This window comes from Rhodanobacter sp. MP1X3 (assembly GCF_014207165.1).
GTDB lineage: Bacteria > Pseudomonadota > Gammaproteobacteria > Xanthomonadales > Rhodanobacteraceae > Rhodanobacter.
Map to the genome: position 1 here is coordinate 84,060 of NZ_JACHCO010000002.1, position 20,212 is coordinate 104,271.

The following is a 20,212-nucleotide window of genomic DNA, read 5'->3' on the forward strand; positions in this document are numbered from 1 at the left end:
AACCGTCGATGCAAGCTCATTCTGTTTCAACCCTCCGCATTGCAATGGCCGCCGTAATCGCGCTCGCCTGCACATGGCCCACGTTGTCGCATGCCGATTCGGCCAGCGAGATCAAAGCCGGACGCGCGCTCTTCATGCAGAAAGGCTGCTACGAATGCCACGACACATTCGGCCAGGGCAGTATCACAACCGGACCTGCACTGGCGCCGCACCCCATACCGCTCCCGGCAATGCAAGCCTACGTGCGGGCCCCCAAAGACCAGATGCCGGTCTTCAGCAAGAAGATCCTGTCGGATGACGACATCTCGAAGATCCATGCCTATCTCGCTTCCCTGCCGCCGAGTCGGCCGGCCGACAGCATTGCCCTGTTGAACACCAGCACATCGTCGACCAGGACACCTGACAACAGTTCATCCACGTCCCGAACGGCACATTTGCCAGCGCATGGTGCATCGATCTATGCCGCGAATTGCGCTGCATGCCATGGCCAGAACGGCGAAGGGGGCGTCGGTCCCGCGCTGATCGACCTGTCAAACCGCTATAAAACAGCCGATATCGAAGCGCGCATTCGGGAACCGAAGGGCATCATGCCGCGCCTGTATCCGAAGCCGCTGAGCGCCGAGGACGTAAAGGATGTTGCAGGCTACGTGGAATCCCTGAAATGAACGATGCACCTTCTCCGTCCCGGTTTCGTGGGTAGCCCCGAGTCCACCAAGCAAGCCCTGTAGCGCCCTTCCCATAGAGTACCCGTGCAGGTCGCGCTGGCGATCCTCGTCGTCCAGAAAACACGGCAGACGATGGTCCCCACCCTGGACTACGCGCTGTGGAATGCCGCCAAGTTCGAAACGCGAAAGTCGGGCCATGTCCGACAGGATCACTCGCTGCCCGCTCCGCGACGATCAGTGCAAGTCGCGTCCCACCTCACCCCAGGAGCCAATGCGCTGTCAGAAATTGTCCCTGACACTTTCTTCCTGTTTTTTTACTGACATCGTTTTTGGAGCAAGCAAGACCTAGCCACAAACTGTCAAAGCGACCCCATTTTCCGCAGTGCCACGGAGATGTGCGATAACGAGCAATACGACTGCGCATTTCGGCCCACGTGCTGACTCGCCGCTGGCGCCACTTCACAGCAGCGCGAAGCTGCCCGACACTCGTGCTACGACTTTGGGAAAAACACGATGCGTAAGACGAAACAGGGTTCCGCCCTGGCTGCGGCCATGGCTTCATTGGGGTTTACCGTTTTGAGTGCAATGCCGGCGATGGCGCAGCAGAAGCCCGATCCGCAGGCTGAGCTGATCGCCAAGCGCAACGCCGTGGAAAGCGAACTCGAAAAGGTCGCCATCATCGATCGCAAGGTGATGGTGAAGATGCGCGACGGCAAGCTGATGGCCGCCGATATCTACCGACCCAGGAGCGGCGGCAAGGTGCCGATCATCTTTTCCCGTACGCCGTACAACTTCAATTTCTGGGACGTGAAGCTCGGGGCGCCGCGCGACATGACCCAGGCCCTCACGGCAGTCAAGCACGGCTACGCGCTGGTGGAAATGCAGGAACGCGGGCATTTCTTCTCGCAGGGTAATTACGACATCCTCGGCATGCCGCTCAGCGATGCCCGTGACGAGTTGAAGTGGATGTCCTCGCAACCTTGGTCCAACGGCAACGTAGGCACGACCGGTTGTTCGTCCACCGCCGAGTGGCAGCTGGCGGCGGTGGCGCAGAATGATCCCTCACTGGTCACCTTCAACGTGCAGGGCTTTGGCGCTGGAGTGGGCAAGGTGGGTCCGTATGACGAGCAAGGTAACTGGTATCGCGGTGGCGCGATGCAGATGCTGTTTATCTCCTGGATCTACGACTACGGCATCCAGAACCAGGTGCGGCCGCTGTTTCCCGCCAATACCAGCCAGGCCGAGTTGATCAACGCCTCACACTTCTTCGACCTGGCCCCGCAGATGCCTGCGGTGGATTGGGATAAGGCGTTCTGGCATCTGCCCGAGCAGGACATCATCAAGGCCGTGGGCGGGCCGCCGGGCATTTACGACACCAGGATGCCGGTGGCCACCGGCGGCAACATGGTGGTGCGCGCACCGAATGATCCAGCCTGGAACAAGGGCGGGTTATGGCACGAGGGCGAAAAGATCAACAAGCCCGGCCTGTGGTTCATGAGCTGGTTCGACGTGTCGGTGTCGCCCAACCTTGCCGCGTACAACGAGGTACGCAAGACCGCCGACAAAGCCGTGGCCGACCAGCAATACGCAGTGATCGCACCGGTGTTGCATTGCGCCTATAACCGCGCCACCGAGCACACCATGGTCGGCGACATGGACATGGGCGACGCGCGTTTCAATTACGACGACCTCGTCTATGGTTGGTTCGACCACTACCTCAAGGGCAAAGATAGCCCCATGCTCGATAAGCAGCCCAAGGTGATGTACTACGTGATGGGCGCCAATCGCTGGAAGAACGCACAAAGCTGGCCGCCGGCCGGCACCACCACGCAGGAGTTGTACTTCGGCAGCGCCGGCAGCGCCAATACGTTGTACGGGGATGGCAAGCTCCAAGCGGCAGCTCCGGACAGCAATCAGCCGGACCGCTTTGTGTACGACCCGGCCAACCCGGTGCCGACGCTGGGCGGCGGCGGCTGCTGCCAGGGCAAGGTGAAATTCGGCTCGTACGATCAGCGCGAACAGGAAGCGCGTAACGACATCCTGGTCTATCAAACCGACGCGCTGACGAAGGGCGTGGAATTGAGCGGCCCGCTCACGGTCACGTTATATGTGGATTCCAGCGCCAAGGACACCGACTTCACCTTCAAGCTGATCGACGTGTCCCCGGATGGGCGCGCGCTCAACATCACCGAAAACATCCAGCGCATGCGCTACCGCAATGGCTACGACAAACCCTTGGTTTGGATGCAGCCTGGCAAGGTAACCAAGGTGACGTTCCAGCCGATCGAGACCGCGTATTACTTCAAGCCCGGACACCGCATGCGTGTGGATGTATCGAGCAGCAACTTTCCGCGCTTCGACCGCAACCTCAATACGGGTGGCAACAATTACGACGAAGATCACGGCGTGATCGCGCACAACGCCGTGCACCACGATGCACAGTATCCCTCCAAGATCAGTCTGACGGTGATGCCGGATGCCGAGCCGGCGGGAGCTTCTGACTGACCGTGTATATGCTCAAAGGGGCGCTAAAAGAAGTCGGAGGCAATTATTCTAATGAAATCCCGCCGCCTCTTTTTAACTGCCGAATTTTTTGCTCGGGCATATTCAACGATCGATGCGATCGCGTTGGTAGAGGACGCGTGGGCGTTTAACGAGATCGATCGCATTTTGCAAAAGTTCGGGTATAGAGCTCGGGGGGACGTCGCTGCACCACGTGCTACGGAATACCAGCAAATTCGAAACGCGGTAGTCGGACCATGCCCAACAGCATCACTCGCCGCCCGCAACCCGACGATCAGCGTAAGCCGCATCTCGCCCTCGCCCCAGCAACCCGCTGCCTGTAAGAAATTGTCACTGACACTTTTTTGCTCTTTTGTTATTTGGAGAACATGGCACCATGTCGTTGGCAAGAAAGGTACGGACGAGATGCTCACCACGCGTGGTTGCATCGCAGATTGGCGTGCTGTCGGATTCCTATGAGCTTGAAATGCGCACGGTGATTTTCAGTGGGATAATTGGTGAAATCGGGGAGTCCGGCCGGTATAAGGGCGGACTCTCGTTCACCTTGGGGGAACCACCAGTGGCGTTCTACTCGCCGGGAGGCTCAGGAGGTGCTCTTTTCAGCCCAGGCGACTATGTTGCGATTGCTGCCAGGCGGACCTTCGTGCCGGGTGCGCAGTATGTCGCGCTGGCATATAGGAACTGGGGAACCAAGGGCTCCAGCCAGATCATCGGGACCGTCTGGCCATCGCTCTGTCTCGGGATCGGGGCAATGGGTGCCTATTTTGCCTATGAGGGTGCACTGAAAGATCCAATGGGTCGCGAGATCTTCCTGCCGATGCTAGCTGCGGGAATCTTCGGGTTCTTCAGGCTGGTCACCATGCTCCGCGCCGCGCGTCTGCTAGATAGGACGTCAATGCCTTCAACTATGCGATTGAGCCGACTGTGATGCATCAAAGCAGATCAGAGCCCATTCCGATGCTCCTTAAAGTGGTTGCACCTATTGCTCTGCTACTGCTACCGGTGCGCGCCAATCAAAGCTCTGGTACGTCCCCCGACTCAAACAACACTCGCGGTCTGCCGTAGTCTCCGCTGTCTTCGTCTACGTCCATGCTGTAGGCGACGACACCGGCATGCTTGTCGGCCAGCAGCCCTGCCCTGCGCGCCGCCTCATCAGCCGTTTTGAACTGCAGGACTTGGCTCGGTTTCAAGCCATTCTTCACCCGGTCGAAGGGCTGCACTACGTGGATCGTTTCCATATTTGCTCCTAGGTTGAAGCAAGTATGACGGGTTGATATATCGGCACGACAAAGGTCAGAGTCGCCTTTCATGAGAAAGCTCACTCTGGCCCAGTTTCGATTTAACTTCCTCCGTCCCGGTTTCCGGGTTTCCGCGCTTTTTTTTCGCGAGCCTTCTTTGTGAGCTGCTGAAGCGTTGTGCTACCTCCCTGTGCGTTGAGCCGTCTGATGCCCGAAGGCCTGCGCGGGCGAGTCATCGGAGCGACTTGGCATAGTCGCTTCAAACACGATTACGACGAAACTCTTTGGTGGCGGGAGGCTTCGCGTTACCGCCGGGTCAAACGCTGTCAGAAATTGTCCCTGACACCTTTTTTTCAGAGGACGATCAATCACTGGCGTAAGGGGTGCCCGCCATCATCGTCGCCAGCCCGATGGCGCCTTTATCCACGATCGCCAGTAAAACCTTGTGTGCTGCAGCGGTTTGCCGGGTTTTTTGATAAGTCTTATGGGCCTCCAACATGGCAACACCCCACGTGGCGACCTGGATGCCGGCGACGAGATGAGCTTCCGGGTCGCCAGGTGCGCGGCCAACCGATTCCGCCATAGCCACCGACACTTCTCGGACGAGCTCGTCGCGGATCGTGCGAGCCCGGGCTTTCAGCGTTTCACTGGCCTCTATGGTCTCGATAAACAGCTGGCTCTGATCGCAAAACTCGACATACGGCCTGCGTTTCGCCACCGCGTGATGGGCAAACGCACGCAGCGCATCGATGGGCGAAAGCTTTGAATCCCTGGTGTGCAATGCCTGGATGAGTTCTTCCCGACCTTCCGCATCGAGGTCAAAAAACATGTCTTCCTTTCGCGGGAAATGATTGAACACCGTCATCCGGCTGACATCGGCCGCTTCCGCAATTTCGTCCACCGTGACCCGGTCGAAGCCTCGCTCGAAAAACAGGCGCGTGGCGACGTCCGAGATCGAGGTTCGGGTTGCAAGGCGCTTGCGCGTTCGACGGGCCGGAGGCGTTGACATCAGGACTCATACCCTTAAGAATTATACTTAGTATAATTTTAGACTTATTTTACATAATACGCGATTGCCTTCTACGGCGTTGGTTGGCCGTCGCAGATGATGCCCCGCCTAACCCAACCTATGGAACCTCATCAATGAATCGGAGTGTCCTGATTTGCGGCGCCAGCTTTGCTGGCCTTTCGACGGCTTATTGGATGGCGACATTCGGCTACCGGGTCACCGTGGTCGAGATAGCTTCGGGGCCCAAGAAGGGTGGCACACCCGTCAATATCCAGGACCGAACCATCGACATCGTCAAGCGCATGGGTCTTCTTGATCAGATCCGCGAGCAGGCCTTGAAGATGGAGGTCATGGAGTTCAAGAACGCCGCCGATATCACGGAGCGATCAAGCGTTCGCCCGCAACTTACAGGGAACGACGCACACGACGAATATGAGATCGAGCGCGACGTGCTGCTCGAGATGCTCTTCGACGCGGTCAAGGACAAAGTCGAGTTTATGTTCGGCGACTCCATCCAGTCATTGAACGACGAAACGCACCAGATTGCCGTGAGCTTTAAGGGCGGCGAGCAGCGTTCGTTCGACCTGGTCGTCGGTTGCGACGGCGTCCACTCCACGGTTCGACGGCTTTGCTTCGGCGACGAAGCGCAGTTCCTGCGTTACTTGGGCGCCTATTTTTCGATCACTATCGTGGATCAGTCGCTGATCCCCGACAACACGACGCAAATGTATAACGAGCCTGGCATAGCGGTCATGCTCAATGCCTACAACCAGAAAACTGACATCTGTCTGTGTTTTCAGTCAGAGGATGAAATTCCTTATGACTATCGCAATGAGGATGAGCAGCGTCGAATCATTACGGAGCGATTTGCCGACGTGGGCTGGCGTACGCCTGAATTGCTCGCCCAGGTGCGTCGCTCCGACAGCTTTTATTTCGACAAGCTGTGCCACACGACCATGCCCTCGTGGACGAAGGGCAGGATCGCCCTGGTCGGTGATGCCGCTTATTGTCCCTCCCCGGCCGCCGGTCGCGGCGGGTCACTGGCCATCGACGGCGCGGCGGCGCTGGCCGACGCGTTCGTAGCGTGCTCTGGCGATTTCGAGCAAGCGTTCGAGCAATACAACCGATCGTTTCGACCGTTCGTCGAGCAGATCCAGGCCGAGGTGATCGAGGTCGGGCTCGATTTCTTTATTCCGCGCACCGCCGAAGCGATTCGAGCGAGAAATGCGGGCACGGGGCCGATGGTTTAGCGAGGCGCCTCCCTACGCTCCTGACAACACTGGCCAGACCGACTCTATAACGACCTTCCCACAAAGTGCCTGTGCGTCGATGGCGTGTATTGAACTGTCCGACATACTGTCGCCAAGTTTCTGCATCAGCCGTGCAACGTCAGATATCGGCTTCTATCCTCGTCGTCGAGAAAACACGGCAGACGATTGTTGCCGCGTTGAACAACGTGTTGCGGAATGCCTGGAAGATCAAGTCATGGTTGGCGTGCCATTTCGCCAGTGACCGGATTGGTTGAAAGCGATGGCAAGCGCATAGTCGCGTCAGCGCTGCGCTATACAGAGTTCTGGGAAGTGAACCTGCCCCCTTAGTTGCTCCGGCGATATCGCGAACACGGCCGTCCGCGCCTGTTGCATTTATCTTTTTATTTCAGATATCTGAAAAGCAGATATAGAGTCCACAGTCCTAATGTCAGCGACGTCGAACGTGGCTCACGCCGGATAGACCTGTTGCAGTTGGCAGTGTTTCAAACCTTGCCGAAGTTTCGCGCACACTGCTACAAACCGAAGACGCCGCCGTCCGAGGCCTGAACCGCAAGGTGTCCCGATTCGACCAGATATCGCATGGCCTGGATCAAGCGGTAATCGGAGAAGCGCCTCTGAAGAGCACCGCGGACCAGGCGAACGGCTTCGTGGGCGCGCCTTGCCTCGTCGCCGAAGGCTGCGAGAATCTGCTCGAGCACTTCGGAGCTGACGATCCGGTTCGGAATTTTTTTTCGAAGCCCCGATCTTTGAAGAACCCAATCGGGGTGGATACCGATCCAGTCCTGGCGCTGTTTCCAGAATGGGTCCTTTTTCCAGCGCGATTCGAGCCCGTAATAGTGATGGCGCTGGGCCAGATACTGATCGAAGCCCGACTCGATATTCCGGCAGTAAGCGTCTATTTCGCCCGATTCACCTCCCAACCAAGAATCGATCGCCCCCGCCGCGGCCAGGCTGCCGCCAAGCGCCTTCGCGATGCCCAACGAGGACAGCGGGTCGTACGCCGAAGCGGCGTCTCCCACGGCAAGCCATCCCTTTTCGGAGCCGGCGAAGTCCAGCATGCTCGAATCGGCGACGACGACCCGGGTGCCGACCAGCTTCGAGGATGCGCTCAACAAGCGCCCGATGTGGGGCGCGCGTGACAGCAGCGGCAGCAGCCGGTCCGGCTGCGTCAACCGGTTTGCCTTGATCTGCGCCTTGTCGGTGAAATACGCCGTGACGAAACGTTCCGCAGGAAGCGCGGCCGCATAGCACCAGCCACTCTCCACGCTCTCCACCAGCGTGTGGTGGGGGAAGACCTCGGGCCGGCCCTCCCACAGGGCGTAGACGGCATGCAATTCGTCGAATCGTATACGCGGCACGCCGAGGCCGGCCGCAACGGCTGAGCGCCTGCCGGTCGCATCGACGACGAAGCGGCAGCGAATCACCGCGCCGTTCCGCGTCGACAGCAACCAGCGTCCGTCGGCGCCGCTGTCGAGGCGGGAATACGACGATTCGACGATATGGACACCGCCCCTGCGGGCCTTGTCGAGCAGGGACAGATCGAAAGCCGCGCGATCCAGCAGCCATCCCTTACCCGAGGCCTTGAACAGGTAGTCGTTATAGGCGAGCGTCGAGTCTCCCCAGGCCGAACAGACGCCATTGGATGGCAGGTGCGGCGTGCGCCGCAACTCCTCCAGGATGCCGAGTTTCTCCGCCAGCTCCCGGGCCTGAGGCTGCAATGTTTCGCCGACTGGAAACAACCGGGCTTCGGCCTTGTGGATCAGCGCGATGCTCAGAGGGCGGCGATTGCGCAGGGCGATGGCCGTCCCGCACCCGGCAACGCCGCCCCCCACGATTCCGACATCGCACTCGGTCAACATGACGCCGGGCGCTTCAGGGCTTGTAGTCCTTGATCGGTTTGTCCAGGCGCGAGACTTCCCAGTAGCGCGGCGCTGGCGCCGGCTGATTGCTCTCGACGATGAAGCCCAGGTACTTCCAGCAGGTCACCATCTGGATGTCCGATCGCAGGATGCCGTCGTTGCCGTCGTCGACGAAGTCGCGCGTCCACATCACCTGCTGTGTGGGTGTGTCCTTTGGAAACACGGCGTAAGGTCTTTGCGCGGGCCACCACCAATAGTTGGCGACGTTTTCGCCGGCCGTCTGGTTGGGCGGTTCGCCATACTTGTTCACGCCAACGTTGCTGATGTCCTGCAGCGAACACTCGTTGAAATCCGCCTGCCAGGGTTGAGCCATGTATTTGGTCAGGTCGCCCGGCTCGAGCGTTTCGTTGCTGTAATCTCCAGAACTTCCTTTGGTGAGCGACGGGACCAAAGCACTCTCGCCATTAATTCGGAAGAAGTCCGAAGGCCCGAAGGGACTCGGCAACGGCTGGTAGATCGTCGGGCTGCGGGTGATCCAGGTGATTTCGATGCCTGGCGAAAAAGCGCCGCCGACGCAATTGGACAAAGCCGCCTTGTCGAGCGCGGGCCCCGGGCCGAGCTTGGGTAACGGCTCTTTGGTATAGATGCCGTTGCTGTACTGGGATAGAAAGAAGTATTGGGTTTCGGTAAGCCCGAGGTACTTCGAGATGGTGATATTGGAGATCGGATTGTCGCCGGCCAAGTACGGCATCAATCCGGACTGGTTCTCGCCGACGTTGTTGGGCTTATCGCCCGGATCACTGAGACCGCGCTGGCGGATGTAGTCGAAGATCTGATCCTGGAAGGTGTCCGGATCGGCGGACTGAGTCACACGATGCTGCTGCGTGCCTCTCCCTGGAATGTTGCAGACGTACTGATAGATGTCCGGGCGACTCAGGATGGGCAGAATCTCGTCGGGATAACTGGGCTTGTAGGTGGGATCGAACCCGTTGCCGGCGTGTAGTGCCGGATTCACGAACATCTTGCGTACGAAGACGTCGTACATGTTGTCGTACATCGTGACCTGGTTCAGCACCTGTGGCGCGTACGCCGGTGGCGCCGCAATGACCCAAGCAGTGCCGGCCGGGCTCTGCCCGCCGGTCGCGAAATGAACTTCTGCGGACACGATGCCATCGCAGGTGTCGTCGAACCAGCCCTCGTTGTTGGCGTAGTGCGTGATGCGAACGCCGTCAGCGGAGGTCGTCCCTGAGTTGCCGTCGCCCGGCAAGAAAATGAGACCTAGATCGTCATCCAAAACGATAGCGCCCAGATGAGAGATCGGATTCGGCTTCAAGGTTGATAGAAAGGGGTAGTCAGAAGGCGAAAGAGTCAAATCGCTGCGCTCCTCTACCGAAGAAACTTCTCCGTAGGCGGCGAGGATTAGCTGGCGACGATTGGCGTCGTTGATCGTTGCAGGATCGTCGCTCGTGTTTAAAGAAAGGTTGTAGCGCAGTGGATTCGACGGCGCCTCAGGGTTTGTCGGCTTACCCGTCGGCTTGCCCGGTATGTAAGGATTGGCTTTGTTGTTGGCGTCATAGCCCTTGTCGTTGACGAACGCATAGGGCGCCGTCGACACAGGGGTAGAGTCCGAAGGGTACGGGCCTTGCGCGGACCCCGTTTGCTGATCGAACTGGAACCAGCTCGCTTTCTTGTTCGCCACAGAAATGGACCAGCTGATCGCAACGACGCCATTCTGACCTCGGGTGACTTCCACACCATGCGGATGCAGCTCGTCGTAGCGAAATACCTTGAAGCGGACGGCTTGCTTCAGCAGCTTGCTATCTTTGTCGCGGAACGCATCTATGTTGGTCGATGCGCTGGAGTAGATCGTGGGCAGACCGCCGGCGGTTTCCGGCGCAAGATAATATTCCGGGCTGTCCCCGACACGGGCGATGCCGATCGCCGGATGGATCTTGTAGTACGCCGTCATGATGTTTCTCCCTGGTTCTCATCAGAACTTGTATTCCTTCCTCCGAGCGGCCAGCGCCGCTTGAGAGAAGTCCGGCGTTTCGGGCTCGATTTCCGGGCCTTCGAACAACATGAAGCTGAAGTCGGTGCCGCCGACCTGGGCATTGCCGTGGCAACCCATGCAACCGCCCATGTTGTAGTGGGCGAATTGCATCTTGGCGCTGTTTGCGATCAACACGTTCGTGAACGGGGTGCCGGTGGCGGTGAAGTCGGTCGTCTGCCCGTCAGAAGACAGGTCGTCATTGGTCAGCCGGCCGGAGAAATTCTGGAGGGTGTAGTTGGTCTCGACGACGATGTTGGCCTGCCGATAGGTCGAGGCCAGCCGATTGGGGTTGCTGTCGTTGATATCGGCGGCGCTGAACGGCTGGAACTGCACGTTGATGAGCTTGTAATAAGGCCAGGGTGAGTTCGTCACATTGTTGGCCTGGTCGTATACCTGAATCTTCTGCTGAGCCTCCTTGTTGACATCGACGATCTGCTGGGGGATCGGGTACCTGCGGTTGTTCACGCAGATGCCGCCATGACCGTCCGTTGCTTGCGGCAAGCCGGGCGCACTGTTCTTGTAGAAGAGGTGGCCGTTGCCACTCGGATTGCAAAAGGCTCCTTTTGCGGTAGTCGTGACCGGGTTCGGGTAATCCGTATGGGAAATTTCCGGCGTCGTCGGACTGCCGTTCGGCGTCGCTCCACCGACAGTGCTCTCGATCGGATTGCCAAAAACATTCGTGATGTTGTCGGCCTGCTCGAACGTTGCGAACGTGAAGTAGTGGGGCGTGCTCGGCGACCTCTGCACGATATGCAGCGCCACCATCCCCCAGCCGGCTTCGTCGTTGTAGCAAATCTTGCCGGCTTTCTTCTCATAAAAGCGCACCGGCGCACTGTAAAACCTGCCGCTGGCGAGTTCGGCCTTCGTCAACAACCGCCAGGCGGATTTCACCATGACGGTATCGCTCGGGAACTCGATGAAGCCGCTCCCGTCCGCCGGCGGTTTGTCGTTTGCGACAGCGTTCTTGAAATTGGTGACATCCTGGAAATACGTGCCGCCGTGGTTGAAGTAGCTGTGCTCGTTGATGTACTCCGAATACATGCTGTTGCCCTTGGCCAGGAAGCGGATCAGCTTCGGCACCGAATTGCCGGTCGGCGGGTAGTCGTCGGAGGCATCGCCGTCGAACATGAAGTTCAGACCGATCTGCGAAATCTCGTCGAGATTGATCCAGGGCGGGACGCCGGGGTCCGGGCTCTGATTGCAGGACTGGATTTTCTTTTTATAGTAGTACTGCGGCGTTGCGTTGTAGTGGAAGGTGACTTTGCCGGTGCCTGGATCCTGCGTCGCGCCGGGCGGAAGGGAATCCTGCCAGGGGAACAACTCGACCCTGGAGCGGTAGGTTTGCCAGATCAGGGGCTGTCCGGTCGTCCCGAATGGCAAGACGGACGGCTTCTCCCGATTAGTGCCGTCCTGTGGCACGGCCGGCCAATTCAGCGCGATGAACTGGTTCCAAGCGAACTGCGCGGCCTGCGTCAGGGTCGCATTGGCCGCGCCGACCGGAATGTCGCTAGGCCTGGTCGACATGACCACAACGCCTGGATCCGCATCTCGGGCCGAAGCCTGTTTTTCCGTCGCCGCGATATCCTGCTTTTTTTCGGCCTTGCCACTAGAGCAACAAGCCAGCAGCAGACAAACGGGCAACGTAAAGCTCACGAGCATTTTTTTCATGGCTTTCCCCTACACCAATCAGGTATTGGTTTGCGAACTGCCTCGGATGTCGATGCCTGGTGCTCTTCTGGCGCCCGGGTTGAATTCGATCCGGCATGTCACGATCGGTCTGCCGACTTGTTTGTCCCCGATTGCCGCCTGCGGTGCCCCCTAGGGTCCGATCAGAGTCCTTGTCGGCACTCGACCGGCGAAGTGAGCGAATTACGTAATTTTTTCCCCTGCCTTGCCCCTTGGCCATTCAACCACGCAGCCCAAGCAAACTCACCTGTAAAGATCTACAGGTAGGGCACCCGGTCAATGCGGGGGATCTGGCTACTGCTGGCTACTAGAAGAATGGAGTCTTCAGGGACATTTTGATTGTCCCGGTGGCGTGAGCAAGAGTGTCGGAAATTATCCCTTTTTCAAATAACCCACTCTCACCCTGGTTTTCCCGGGCAATCCATCGTGTCGATGGACAAAACCCATCACCCACCGAGCGGCCGTCTGGATGGCCGTTTTAAAATTCAATAGATCAGAGCATCCCTAAGGGAGATCGTCGAGATGCCAACGTTGAGCGGGATCGAAGAAGCATCATAGTCAAGCATCGAGATGCCATCCGCTTCTGTCGACTATGTCGACGGCATCGCAAGCGCACTTGTTGCCGGATTGGTGCATTCCGCATGGGCGGGTCGGAGTTACATCCCCTAACACGCCATTTCGTCGTCAGGGGATAACCATGAAAGTAGAGGGATTCTACCGGTCGATTGCGGCCGCCCTACTCGCGCTTGTCATCCTTGCAAGCATGGCCATCACCAGTTGCAGTACCGATGGCTCCGCCTCGAAGCGAGCCGTCAAGACAGGTGTGTCGCCAACGACGGATAGTCCTTCGGCGATGGCCAGCCCCGGCGTGGCGGCCCTGGTCATCTACAACGCCAACGTCGTGACCATGGACGACAACAACGCTTCCGCTCAGGGTGTCGCGGTCGGGCCCGCCGGCCGGATCATGAAGGTGGGCACCAACGCGCAGGTGCTAGGGCTGGCCGACAAGAATACGCAGCAGGTGGACCTCCGCGGCGCGACGGTGTTGCCGGGCTTTATCGACCCGCATTCGCATATGGCTGGTTATGCGATGTACAACGATCCAGAGCACTGGACCGATGTCTCCAACATCAACGTGCTCTTCAAGCCTTTGCCGGGCACGCCCGGATGCCTCGACGCGAAGGATTACCAGCACTGCTTCGTGCCGGTGCAGACGCAGCAGGATGTGACGGCGCGGATCAAGGCGGCCGTGGCGAAGATTCGGCAATCGGGTTCGCAGATCGATCCGCTGCCGGTGCTAGCATTCAACTATGACGCATCACGCCTGGGCCATGGCGCCGGCTGCAGCAAGCCGGATGGCCTCGGCCTCGATTGCGAGACCTTCGAAAACGGTCTGGCACGGCCGCAGCTCGATGCCATCGCACAGGACATCCCGATCTACGTCACCAGCGAGTCGGGGCATATTTCCTACGTCAACACCAGGGCGTTGCAGATGCTCAATATCTGCAACACCTCTGTGGCATCCGGTGGGTGCCATGCGCCCACCACCAATCCCACTGTCGAGTCCCAGCTTGCCGAGAAGGGGCAGCTCGATGAGGATCTGTCGCTGTACGCCACCGGCAAGATGCAGGGATTGGTGCTCAACCGCTATCCCACCCTGGCCGAAACCTTGTTGCAGAAGGCCGCCACGATCTATGCGCAACATGGCTATACGCTGGCCCAGGAAGGTGCCGCGACGATCGACGATATCGGGCTCTACAACAAAGTCCTGCAGAACTGCCTGCCGACGAAGTGTCCCTTCCCGCTGTCAGCGGCCATGGTGGCCTATGACGACAGCAGTCCCGATTTTTCGTCCATCGTCGCCACCGGTGTGGCGGGCAGAACCCTGGTGGGCAGCAACCCACTGCTCACCGTGGCGATGCTGAAAAGCTTCACCGACGGATCGCCGCAAGGCTATACCGCCTTTCTCAACTCGCCTTACATGCAGGTGTTCACGCCGTTCACCAACGGCGGCATCTTCCAGCAGCCGTATGTCGGCCTGCCCGACCTGAGCGAGCAGCAGATTCAGCAGCGCCTGTACGCCGCGCATGCCGCCGGCTTCCCGATGCTGATCCACCAGATCGGTGATGCCGCGATCGGCAATGCGGTGCGCGCGGTGATGGCCTCGGCCACCAAGGACCATTCGGTGCCGCCGCCGGGCACGCACGACGTGATGCTGCATGCGCCGATGATCACCACGGCACAGCTCGATCAGTTGAAGACGCTGAACCCGGGCGTGGTGGTCAGCATCATGTCGACCAATGTGTATTACTACGGCCTGCCGGAATGCCAGCAGGTGCTCGGCCCGCAGCGCACGATGAACATCTACCCTGCCCGCGCGGTGCGCGACCGCGGCCTGCATCTCACCTTGCATAGCGATACGCCGGTGACGCCACCTTACCCGCTGTTCGAGATCTGGGTGGGTGTAACGCGGCAGACCCAGCAGCCCTCGTGGTACCCGAACCGCAACACGCAGACGTGTCCTCTGATCTTCGCCAACAACTCGGCTTACCCGGGCGACGAGCGCATCAGCATCCTGGATGGCATCAAGGCGTTCACCACCAATGCCGCCTGGCAATACGGCATGACCGATCGTGGCAGCCTCGCGACCAGCAACGTCGCCGACATGGTGATCCTGTCGAGCAATCCGCTCGATCCCTCGGTCATCGCCAATCCCAACCTGCTGCAGAACATCCGCACCTTGGCCACGGTGAGCTACGGCCGCTACATCCCCAACCCGACCGCCAATCAACCGCCGGTTTGGCCGAACTAAGAACGAGGTCAGATTGGACTACCCCTGATTTCTCGGAGACCACAAAGCTTAAGGACATTCCTTGCATGGAGGTGTTCAATGGAAAAGCGTCAGCGGTCCATACCAGCGTTCCAACGCGCAGCGGCCGAGTCGTCGACGCCAGCGACTTCCGCGAGCGTGAGTTCGCACTGAGCATGGTCGAAACCTGACCCGGTTGTCTCTACTCGTTTCCGCTCAGAGTTTCTGTGCTTCGATCCGATCGAAGACCTCCCGTACGGCAAGCGCCGCGTTGAAGACGACCTCACCCAGGGTCGACACGGTCTGCGGATGCAGGGGCTCTTCGCAACCGACCGTGATCACGTCGCCATGGGCCGTGATCGTCCGAAGCAGCGTGTTGAGCTCGTCGAGCTGGTCGACGGTGACTCCGAAAACAAGGCGTTCTTCCGTCATGACATCCCTCCTCCGGTGATATCGCGGACACGGCCGTCCGCTCGATAAATTGATCCACGCGCCATAGGGAACGGAGATAACTGTCCAAATCTAGCCGCCTCCGCCCTAAGGTTTCCCGCCTGCTCAATGGTCGACACAGGGCCATTCACCAACGGATCGCGCCTAGGCGACCACCCGCAAGCGTGCACGGATTCAGTATAACGTGACTTATAGTCCGTAGATCAATAGTCCACCAAAAGCGATTGTTTAGCGGTGGACATCACCTCATACGTTGGCCCCGCTTTCCGATTGCTGCGTGAGCGTTGCGAGCTCAGCCAGGAAGAACTCGCGCTACGCGCGGGGCTCGATCGCACCTATGTCAGCGGCATCGAACGCGGCCGCCGCAATCCTTCGCTGAAATCCATGCAGCGAATCGCTGCGGAGCTTGGTGCGGCGCTGGACGAAGTATTCGCACTCGCCCGCGAACTGGCAGAAGGAAACGAGGCCGTGTCCAAACCAAAGCGAGTTCGCGGCAACAATCGAAGTCTCTAGACACTGAAAATTCGCGGTAAGGTCTGCACGACGCACATGACTCAGGGGGAGTGATGGCAAAGCGCAAGGAAGGCGGCATCGAGCTACTGGCTTCGATGCCATGGCCCGTCGGTTTCGTGCTGGGCATCGTTGCCTATGTGGCGATTCGCTACGGTATAGGCTGGTACATGTCGACGGTGAACAATCCCGTCTGGCAGGCCATGGGCAGACAACTTTCTGCTGGGGCCTATGCACTGTTTGCATGGATCACATTAATTCTGTGTTGGATAGGTGCGCTCGCTTCTTTCACGGGTGGCCGCCGGCGAAAGCATCTTCTGGAAAGGCAGACCGGACTCGAAAGCCTGCGCGCGATGAGCTGGCGTGAGTTCGAAATGCTGGCAGGCGAAGCTTTTCGTCGCCAAGGCTATGCGATACAAGAAACCGGCTTGGGCGGCGCCGATGGCGGCATCGATCTGATTCTGCGCAAGGATGGCAAAACCACGCTCGTGCAGTGCAAGCAATGGAAGACACAGCGTGTCGACGTCAAGGTCGTGCGGGAGATGTTTGGTCTGCTGGCGCATCATGGCGCCGCTGCAGTAAAGATCGTCGCGGTGGGTGACTACACCGCGGACGCGCAGCGCTTTGCACAAGGCAAACCGATTGAGCTGATTCATGGTGAGGCTTTGCTTGCGATGGTACGCGGAGTTCAGACGTCGACGCCGGCCAAAGCAACGGCGACAACGCCCATCGTTACGAGCACACCAGAACCGAAGTCCATATCCAATCCAGCATGCCCAAAATGCGGCGCAGATATGGTTCAGCGGTCGAACCGTCAAACTAAAGATCATTTTTTGGGTTGTGCGAAATATCCAGCTTGCCGCGGCACCAGAACGGTTTGATCCAAATAAATAACTCTGAGGTGGCCCGGATTTTTCGGACACCTTTTTTCCCGATACCTTTTTGCGTCACGATAGGAACAACGGAATGAACGACGAAAAGCCCTCCCGCACGCCGGACTACACGCAAGCCGACTACGATCATGCGCTAGCCAATGTGGCGAAGCAGAAGCAAATACGAAGCGACGCAACTGCGAAAGAAGGAACATCTCATCTGGACAATTACAATGTCCCAATTAACATCGCCAAGGAAGACTTAAAGAAAGTGAGAGACGCCATGGTGGCTGCCGGTACGCTGCCACCGGATACACCAGAAGTAGTTATGGAGATGCACTCCTCACAATATAACGATACCTGGAGCGGGCGCCGCGACGAATAGAGCGCCACGGCTGATCGATCAGACCAAACAAACCAAAAAGCGGGGCCATGTTCACTTACGAATCTGCGATAAGTGAACCTAGCCCCGTTTCCGCTTTACTCACAACAATTCAAACGACTGTAAGTGAACCTGACGCTGTTTTTCCCACCTAGCTGGCACGCGTCAACTCTCAACTCCACATGATCGAACATAAAGTGTACCCTGACTCTAGTCTGGGGAGCGGGGGGCCAAATAACAGGTGAGAAAAGATCAAGCCTACTGCGGCCTGGCCAAGGTGCAGGTAGTTGCATCATGGCCTGTCATGGACATGACCTTCTCCATAAGGGATTGATCGGCGTCATCGTACTGGCGGGAAAATTTTGCTCATCGCCAGTTGAGGTCAGTAATAAAGAGCAAATCGTCTGCGGGTTTCTGGCCAGTGGAACATTTGTCGTGAAAATAGAGAATCGGAATCTCATATGCGTCTACTGCATCTATCGGATATCCATTTCCGCGAGCCGGACTGTCTGTCGTCGGCGACGGATGAAAGCGCTCCCTTTCGCGCACGCCTGACACAGGATGTTATTGGCTTGTGTCTCGCAGACTCCACCGGCGTCGATGCCATCCTGGTGGGCGGAGACATCGCCTATCAGGGACACCCCGAAGAATATGTTGCCGCCGAAAATTGGTTACGCGCACTAGCCATAGAATGCAACTGCCCGCCCGAGCGCATTTACGTCGTACCCGGTAACCATGACGTCGATCGCCGTGTCTGCGAGGAGTCGCAGAATTTAGTTAACGCGCAGTCTGCAATTGCAAGAGCAGATTCGGGCGTCAGGGAGCAAACGTTCCGCACCCAACTGCGAGACCTTGGTGCCAGCAACGCGCTCTTTGAGTCCCTTGGTGCCTACAACGAGTTCGCTGCCAAGTTTGGCTGCAATGTGTATCCAAAAAATCCTTACTGGAAATACGATCTGGAACTGGGCGGAGACGTAAAGCTTCGCTTGTACGGCTTGACGTCCACGCTAATCTCTGGGCTTGGCCAGCGGGACAATGCGCCAGGCCGGCTCTACCTCAGTCGCCTTCAAACTGCACTGATACCTGAGCCCAATACGGTCAGTATGGTGCTGTGTCATCATCCACCGGCGTGGTTCTTGGATGCGGACAACGTTGAAGATGACGTTAATAACAGGGCAATGATCCAGGTGTTTGGCCACAAGCATAGGCAGCGATGTGCTCGTCTGCCTGAGTACATCCGATTCTCGGCCGGCGCCGTGTATCCAGATCGAAACGAGCTTGATTGGAAGCCGGGTTACAACCTTATTGATGTCGAGATTACGGGAAGCGGTGCAGATCGAAAGTTGCAGCTACGTGCCCAAGTGCGCCACTTGCAGACGACCCCTGAGACGTTTGTACCGCTTCTAACGAATGAGAAAGAGAGTACTTGGACGCACCAACTATCGTTTAAGGATGTGGGTCCGTTAGTCTTTCGGCGGGTTCCCACCACGGCCGCAGAGCCCAGTTCTCCAAATATCTCGCCCCCCCTCGTCGGCCTCGTAGCTGATACGACGCAGGCCGTTCAGGACGCAGAGGTGGCTATGAGCAACCTGAGTACAAAGGATCTCGTTTTCAGATTTTGGGAGCTTTCCAAAAGCCAGAAGCGAGACATCGCCACCAAACTGAATTTAATCACCGATGCGGATCTCGATATACCTGCGCCGGAACGCTACACACGTGCGCTAGCGCTAGCTGCTCAACGCGGACAGCTCGACGACGTGGCGCAAGAGATAAACAGGATCGAATCGGAAGAATAGACACCCGAAGTGATAGGAGGAAATGTGCTCTCAGATTTCAGCCGTTGGTATGAAGCAGTCACCCTGCAACATGATGAGAAGCTTTTGGGAGCGCGATGGGCAGCGGTTGAACTCGCCGCTCAAAAGCCAACGCGCCCTGCGTTGGAAGCTTTGGTCCGATTGGCGTTCCGGTCCCGGCAGTCCGCATCGACCTCAGAGCTCGCAACATTAAAGAGCACGCTTGCGGGCGAAGCCGGGCCTGTGGGTGAAGAGGAGCTTAACCTGCTTGCGGCGGCCACACTCGCGGTCATTCTAAGCAAAGCGGATAGCTCCGCGGCATTGGCTGCAACCCTCATCCGGACTACGCACCTTGGTGGTCTTCGTGTCGTGACCCAGCCCATGGATCTGATTGGGATGGCAACTAACACAATGCGCTCCATTTCAGATACCTCTCGAAGGCGCCAAGTTCTGAAGACTGCGTCATCTGCAACAATCAATTTCGCCCCCGTTGAGGCGCTGGAAGCGGTGAAGACGTTCGATCAGGAGCACATAGAAAAGGCTTTTGTAGGGCTCGTGCAATCGACGAAACTGGTCCTTCAGACCTTAGCGAAGCAGCAACTTCAGTACGAGCAAGCTGTTAGCTCTTACGTCCGTATCCAGGACGAAGAGCTCGATATGTTGTGGTGGCTTCACGGCAGCAGCAGTTTCTCGATGAGTATTCCGTTCTCCGAGATACCAGCCCTATCTCGCCCACTGGTTTTGGCAAAGGAGTTGGCCGACATGACAGCCACCCTACCAGGCCCCTTGGGAATCCAAGCGTTGTTGTCGCGTGCTGGAGTTGCCGCAGACGTGCCCGTAAATGTGCAGGAAAGCGTGCAGAACTTAGCCATTGAATGGCTCAGGACAGCACTGCCAGAAGCAAATAGCCCGAATGTGTCTCCGGTAACTACTCCGATCCACGAGGCAATGAAACGCCGCGCGGAGGTGCATGGAGACGATTCCTGGATGGGCGTCTGGGCAAGCGTGTGCGATGTGAAGTCCGACGAGAGGCTATGTGCCCTAAGCTTCGCAGAGCTTGCCTATTATGAGCGCTTGCTGATTCATGGTGGCTGA

General features: G+C 58.1%; 19 protein-coding genes. 13 read left to right on the forward strand and 6 right to left on the reverse strand.

Translation table 11 applies throughout. The features are described from left to right. Nucleotides 1–8: 8 nt before the first annotated feature. From HDE79_RS06905 to HDE79_RS06925, 5 genes are all read left to right on the forward strand, one after another. A complete protein-coding gene (locus HDE79_RS06905) occupies nt 9–665 on the forward strand; it encodes a c-type cytochrome (RefSeq protein ID WP_221440071.1) in 657 nt (218 codons plus the stop codon). A gap of 84 nt (nt 666–749) precedes the next feature. Beyond that, on the forward strand, nt 750–986 hold the full coding sequence (locus HDE79_RS06910; protein ID WP_184601223.1) for a hypothetical protein: 237 nt from the start codon (nt 750–752) through the stop codon (nt 984–986). A gap of 192 nt (nt 987–1,178) precedes the next feature. Further along, on the forward strand, nt 1,179–3,170 hold the full coding sequence (locus HDE79_RS06915) for a CocE/NonD family hydrolase (RefSeq protein ID WP_221440072.1): 1,992 nt from the start codon (nt 1,179–1,181) through the stop codon (nt 3,168–3,170). 51 nt (nt 3,171–3,221) lie between these two features. Then, on the forward strand, nt 3,222–3,647 hold the full coding sequence (locus tag HDE79_RS06920; protein ID WP_184601224.1) for a hypothetical protein: 426 nt from the start codon (nt 3,222–3,224) through the stop codon (nt 3,645–3,647). After that, on the forward strand, nt 3,628–4,116 hold the full coding sequence (locus HDE79_RS06925; RefSeq protein ID WP_184601225.1) for a hypothetical protein: 489 nt from the start codon (nt 3,628–3,630) through the stop codon (nt 4,114–4,116). The genes HDE79_RS06920 and HDE79_RS06925 overlap by 20 nt, the downstream gene beginning before the upstream one ends. An 85-nt stretch (nt 4,117–4,201) precedes the next feature. On the opposite strand, the gene HDE79_RS06930 is transcribed toward HDE79_RS06925, so the two are convergent. Together HDE79_RS06930 and HDE79_RS06935 are read right to left on the reverse strand one after the other, a co-directional pair. Then, a complete protein-coding gene (locus HDE79_RS06930) occupies nt 4,202–4,426 on the reverse strand; it encodes a hypothetical protein (protein WP_184601226.1) in 225 nt (74 codons plus the stop codon). A gap of 364 nt (nt 4,427–4,790) precedes the next feature. Further along, the gene (locus HDE79_RS06935; RefSeq protein WP_184601227.1) at nt 4,791–5,435 is read right to left on the reverse strand and encodes a TetR/AcrR family transcriptional regulator; all 645 of its coding nucleotides are present in this window, start codon (nt 5,433–5,435) and stop codon (nt 4,791–4,793) included. 134 nt (nt 5,436–5,569) lie between these two features. Here HDE79_RS06935 and HDE79_RS06940 point away from each other — a divergent pair, with 134 nt between their 5' ends. Then, on the forward strand, nt 5,570–6,685 hold the full coding sequence (locus HDE79_RS06940) for an FAD-dependent monooxygenase (RefSeq protein ID WP_184601613.1): 1,116 nt from the start codon (nt 5,570–5,572) through the stop codon (nt 6,683–6,685). A gap of 533 nt (nt 6,686–7,218) precedes the next feature. Here HDE79_RS06940 and HDE79_RS06945 read toward each other — a convergent pair. Genes HDE79_RS06945 through HDE79_RS06955 form a run of 3 tightly spaced genes read right to left on the reverse strand, consistent with a single transcriptional unit; the run spans nt 7,219 to nt 12,283 of the window. Continuing rightward, nucleotides 7,219–8,565 carry a tryptophan 7-halogenase gene (locus tag HDE79_RS06945; protein ID WP_184601228.1) on the reverse strand — a complete coding sequence of 449 codons (1,347 nt, stop codon included), beginning with the start codon at nt 8,563–8,565 and terminating at the stop codon, nt 7,219–7,221. Nucleotides 8,566–8,578: 13 nt separating this feature from the next. Beyond that, the gene (locus tag HDE79_RS06950) at nt 8,579–10,534 is read right to left on the reverse strand and encodes a LodA/GoxA family CTQ-dependent oxidase (protein WP_184601229.1); all 1,956 of its coding nucleotides are present in this window, start codon (nt 10,532–10,534) and stop codon (nt 8,579–8,581) included. Between the two features lie 21 nt (nt 10,535–10,555). Further along, nucleotides 10,556–12,283: a hypothetical protein gene (locus HDE79_RS06955; RefSeq protein WP_184601230.1), complete on the reverse strand. Its 1,728-nt coding sequence runs from the start codon at nt 12,281–12,283 to the stop codon at nt 10,556–10,558. Between the two features lie 715 nt (nt 12,284–12,998). Between HDE79_RS06955 and HDE79_RS06960 the strand changes: the two genes are divergently transcribed. Together HDE79_RS06960 and HDE79_RS21925 are read left to right on the forward strand one after the other, a co-directional pair. Continuing rightward, complete coding sequence (locus HDE79_RS06960; RefSeq protein ID WP_184601231.1) at nt 12,999–15,113, forward strand: amidohydrolase family protein; 2,115 nt, start codon at nt 12,999–13,001, stop codon at nt 15,111–15,113. A 65-nt stretch (nt 15,114–15,178) separates the two neighbouring features. Beyond that, nucleotides 15,179–15,301 carry a hypothetical protein gene (locus tag HDE79_RS21925; protein ID WP_255488317.1) on the forward strand — a complete coding sequence of 41 codons (123 nt, stop codon included), beginning with the start codon at nt 15,179–15,181 and terminating at the stop codon, nt 15,299–15,301. Nucleotides 15,302–15,326: 25 nt separating this feature from the next. Here the strand turns inward: HDE79_RS21925 and HDE79_RS06965 are convergent, their stop codons facing one another. Beyond that, the gene (locus HDE79_RS06965) at nt 15,327–15,542 is read right to left on the reverse strand and encodes a hypothetical protein (protein WP_184601232.1); all 216 of its coding nucleotides are present in this window, start codon (nt 15,540–15,542) and stop codon (nt 15,327–15,329) included. Between the two features lie 252 nt (nt 15,543–15,794). On the opposite strand from HDE79_RS06965, the gene HDE79_RS06970 reads away from it, so the two are divergent. From HDE79_RS06970 to HDE79_RS06990, 5 genes are all read left to right on the forward strand, one after another. After that, nucleotides 15,795–16,073 (forward strand): helix-turn-helix transcriptional regulator, encoded by a 279-nt coding sequence (locus tag HDE79_RS06970; RefSeq protein WP_184601233.1) that lies wholly within the window; start codon nt 15,795–15,797, stop codon nt 16,071–16,073. A gap of 50 nt (nt 16,074–16,123) precedes the next feature. Continuing rightward, nucleotides 16,124–16,951: a restriction endonuclease gene (locus HDE79_RS06975; protein WP_343205923.1), complete on the forward strand. Its 828-nt coding sequence runs from the start codon at nt 16,124–16,126 to the stop codon at nt 16,949–16,951. Nucleotides 16,952–17,036: 85 nt separating this feature from the next. Next, nucleotides 17,037–17,327, forward strand: coding sequence for a hypothetical protein (locus HDE79_RS06980; RefSeq protein WP_184601235.1), 291 nt, complete (start codon nt 17,037–17,039; stop codon nt 17,325–17,327). Nucleotides 17,328–17,785: 458 nt separating this feature from the next. Next, nucleotides 17,786–19,120, forward strand: coding sequence for a metallophosphoesterase (locus tag HDE79_RS06985; RefSeq protein ID WP_184601236.1), 1,335 nt, complete (start codon nt 17,786–17,788; stop codon nt 19,118–19,120). Nucleotides 19,121–19,144: 24 nt separating this feature from the next. Then, a complete protein-coding gene (locus HDE79_RS06990) occupies nt 19,145–20,212 on the forward strand; it encodes a GTPase-associated system all-helical protein GASH (RefSeq protein WP_184601237.1) in 1,068 nt (355 codons plus the stop codon).

What these genes read in the sequence shown, in the direction of transcription:
- HDE79_RS06945 (WP_184601228.1), bottom strand. Translation starts at nt 8,565, where the DNA reads ATGTTGACCGAGTGCGATGTCGGAATCGTGGGGGGCGGCGTTGCCGGG.
- HDE79_RS06940 (WP_184601613.1), top strand. Translation starts at nt 5,570, where the DNA reads ATGAATCGGAGTGTCCTGATTTGCGGCGCCAGCTTTGCTGGCCTTTCG.
- HDE79_RS06960 (WP_184601231.1), top strand. Translation starts at nt 12,999, where the DNA reads ATGAAAGTAGAGGGATTCTACCGGTCGATTGCGGCCGCCCTACTCGCG.
- HDE79_RS06965 (WP_184601232.1), bottom strand. Translation starts at nt 15,542, where the DNA reads ATGACGGAAGAACGCCTTGTTTTCGGAGTCACCGTCGACCAGCTCGAC.
- HDE79_RS06950 (WP_184601229.1), bottom strand. Translation starts at nt 10,534, where the DNA reads ATGACGGCGTACTACAAGATCCATCCGGCGATCGGCATCGCCCGTGTC.
- HDE79_RS06930 (WP_184601226.1), bottom strand. Translation starts at nt 4,426, where the DNA reads ATGGAAACGATCCACGTAGTGCAGCCCTTCGACCGGGTGAAGAATGGC.
- HDE79_RS06920 (WP_184601224.1), top strand. Translation starts at nt 3,222, where the DNA reads ATGAAATCCCGCCGCCTCTTTTTAACTGCCGAATTTTTTGCTCGGGCA.
- HDE79_RS06985 (WP_184601236.1), top strand. Translation starts at nt 17,786, where the DNA reads ATGCGTCTACTGCATCTATCGGATATCCATTTCCGCGAGCCGGACTGT.
- HDE79_RS06915 (WP_221440072.1), top strand. Translation starts at nt 1,179, where the DNA reads ATGCGTAAGACGAAACAGGGTTCCGCCCTGGCTGCGGCCATGGCTTCA.
- HDE79_RS06980 (WP_184601235.1), top strand. Translation starts at nt 17,037, where the DNA reads ATGAACGACGAAAAGCCCTCCCGCACGCCGGACTACACGCAAGCCGAC.
- HDE79_RS06955 (WP_184601230.1), bottom strand. Translation starts at nt 12,283, where the DNA reads ATGAAAAAAATGCTCGTGAGCTTTACGTTGCCCGTTTGTCTGCTGCTG.
- HDE79_RS21925 (WP_255488317.1), top strand. Translation starts at nt 15,179, where the DNA reads ATGGAGGTGTTCAATGGAAAAGCGTCAGCGGTCCATACCAGCGTTCCA.
- HDE79_RS06935 (WP_184601227.1), bottom strand. Translation starts at nt 5,435, where the DNA reads ATGTCAACGCCTCCGGCCCGTCGAACGCGCAAGCGCCTTGCAACCCGA.
- HDE79_RS06905 (WP_221440071.1), top strand. Translation starts at nt 9, where the DNA reads ATGCAAGCTCATTCTGTTTCAACCCTCCGCATTGCAATGGCCGCCGTA.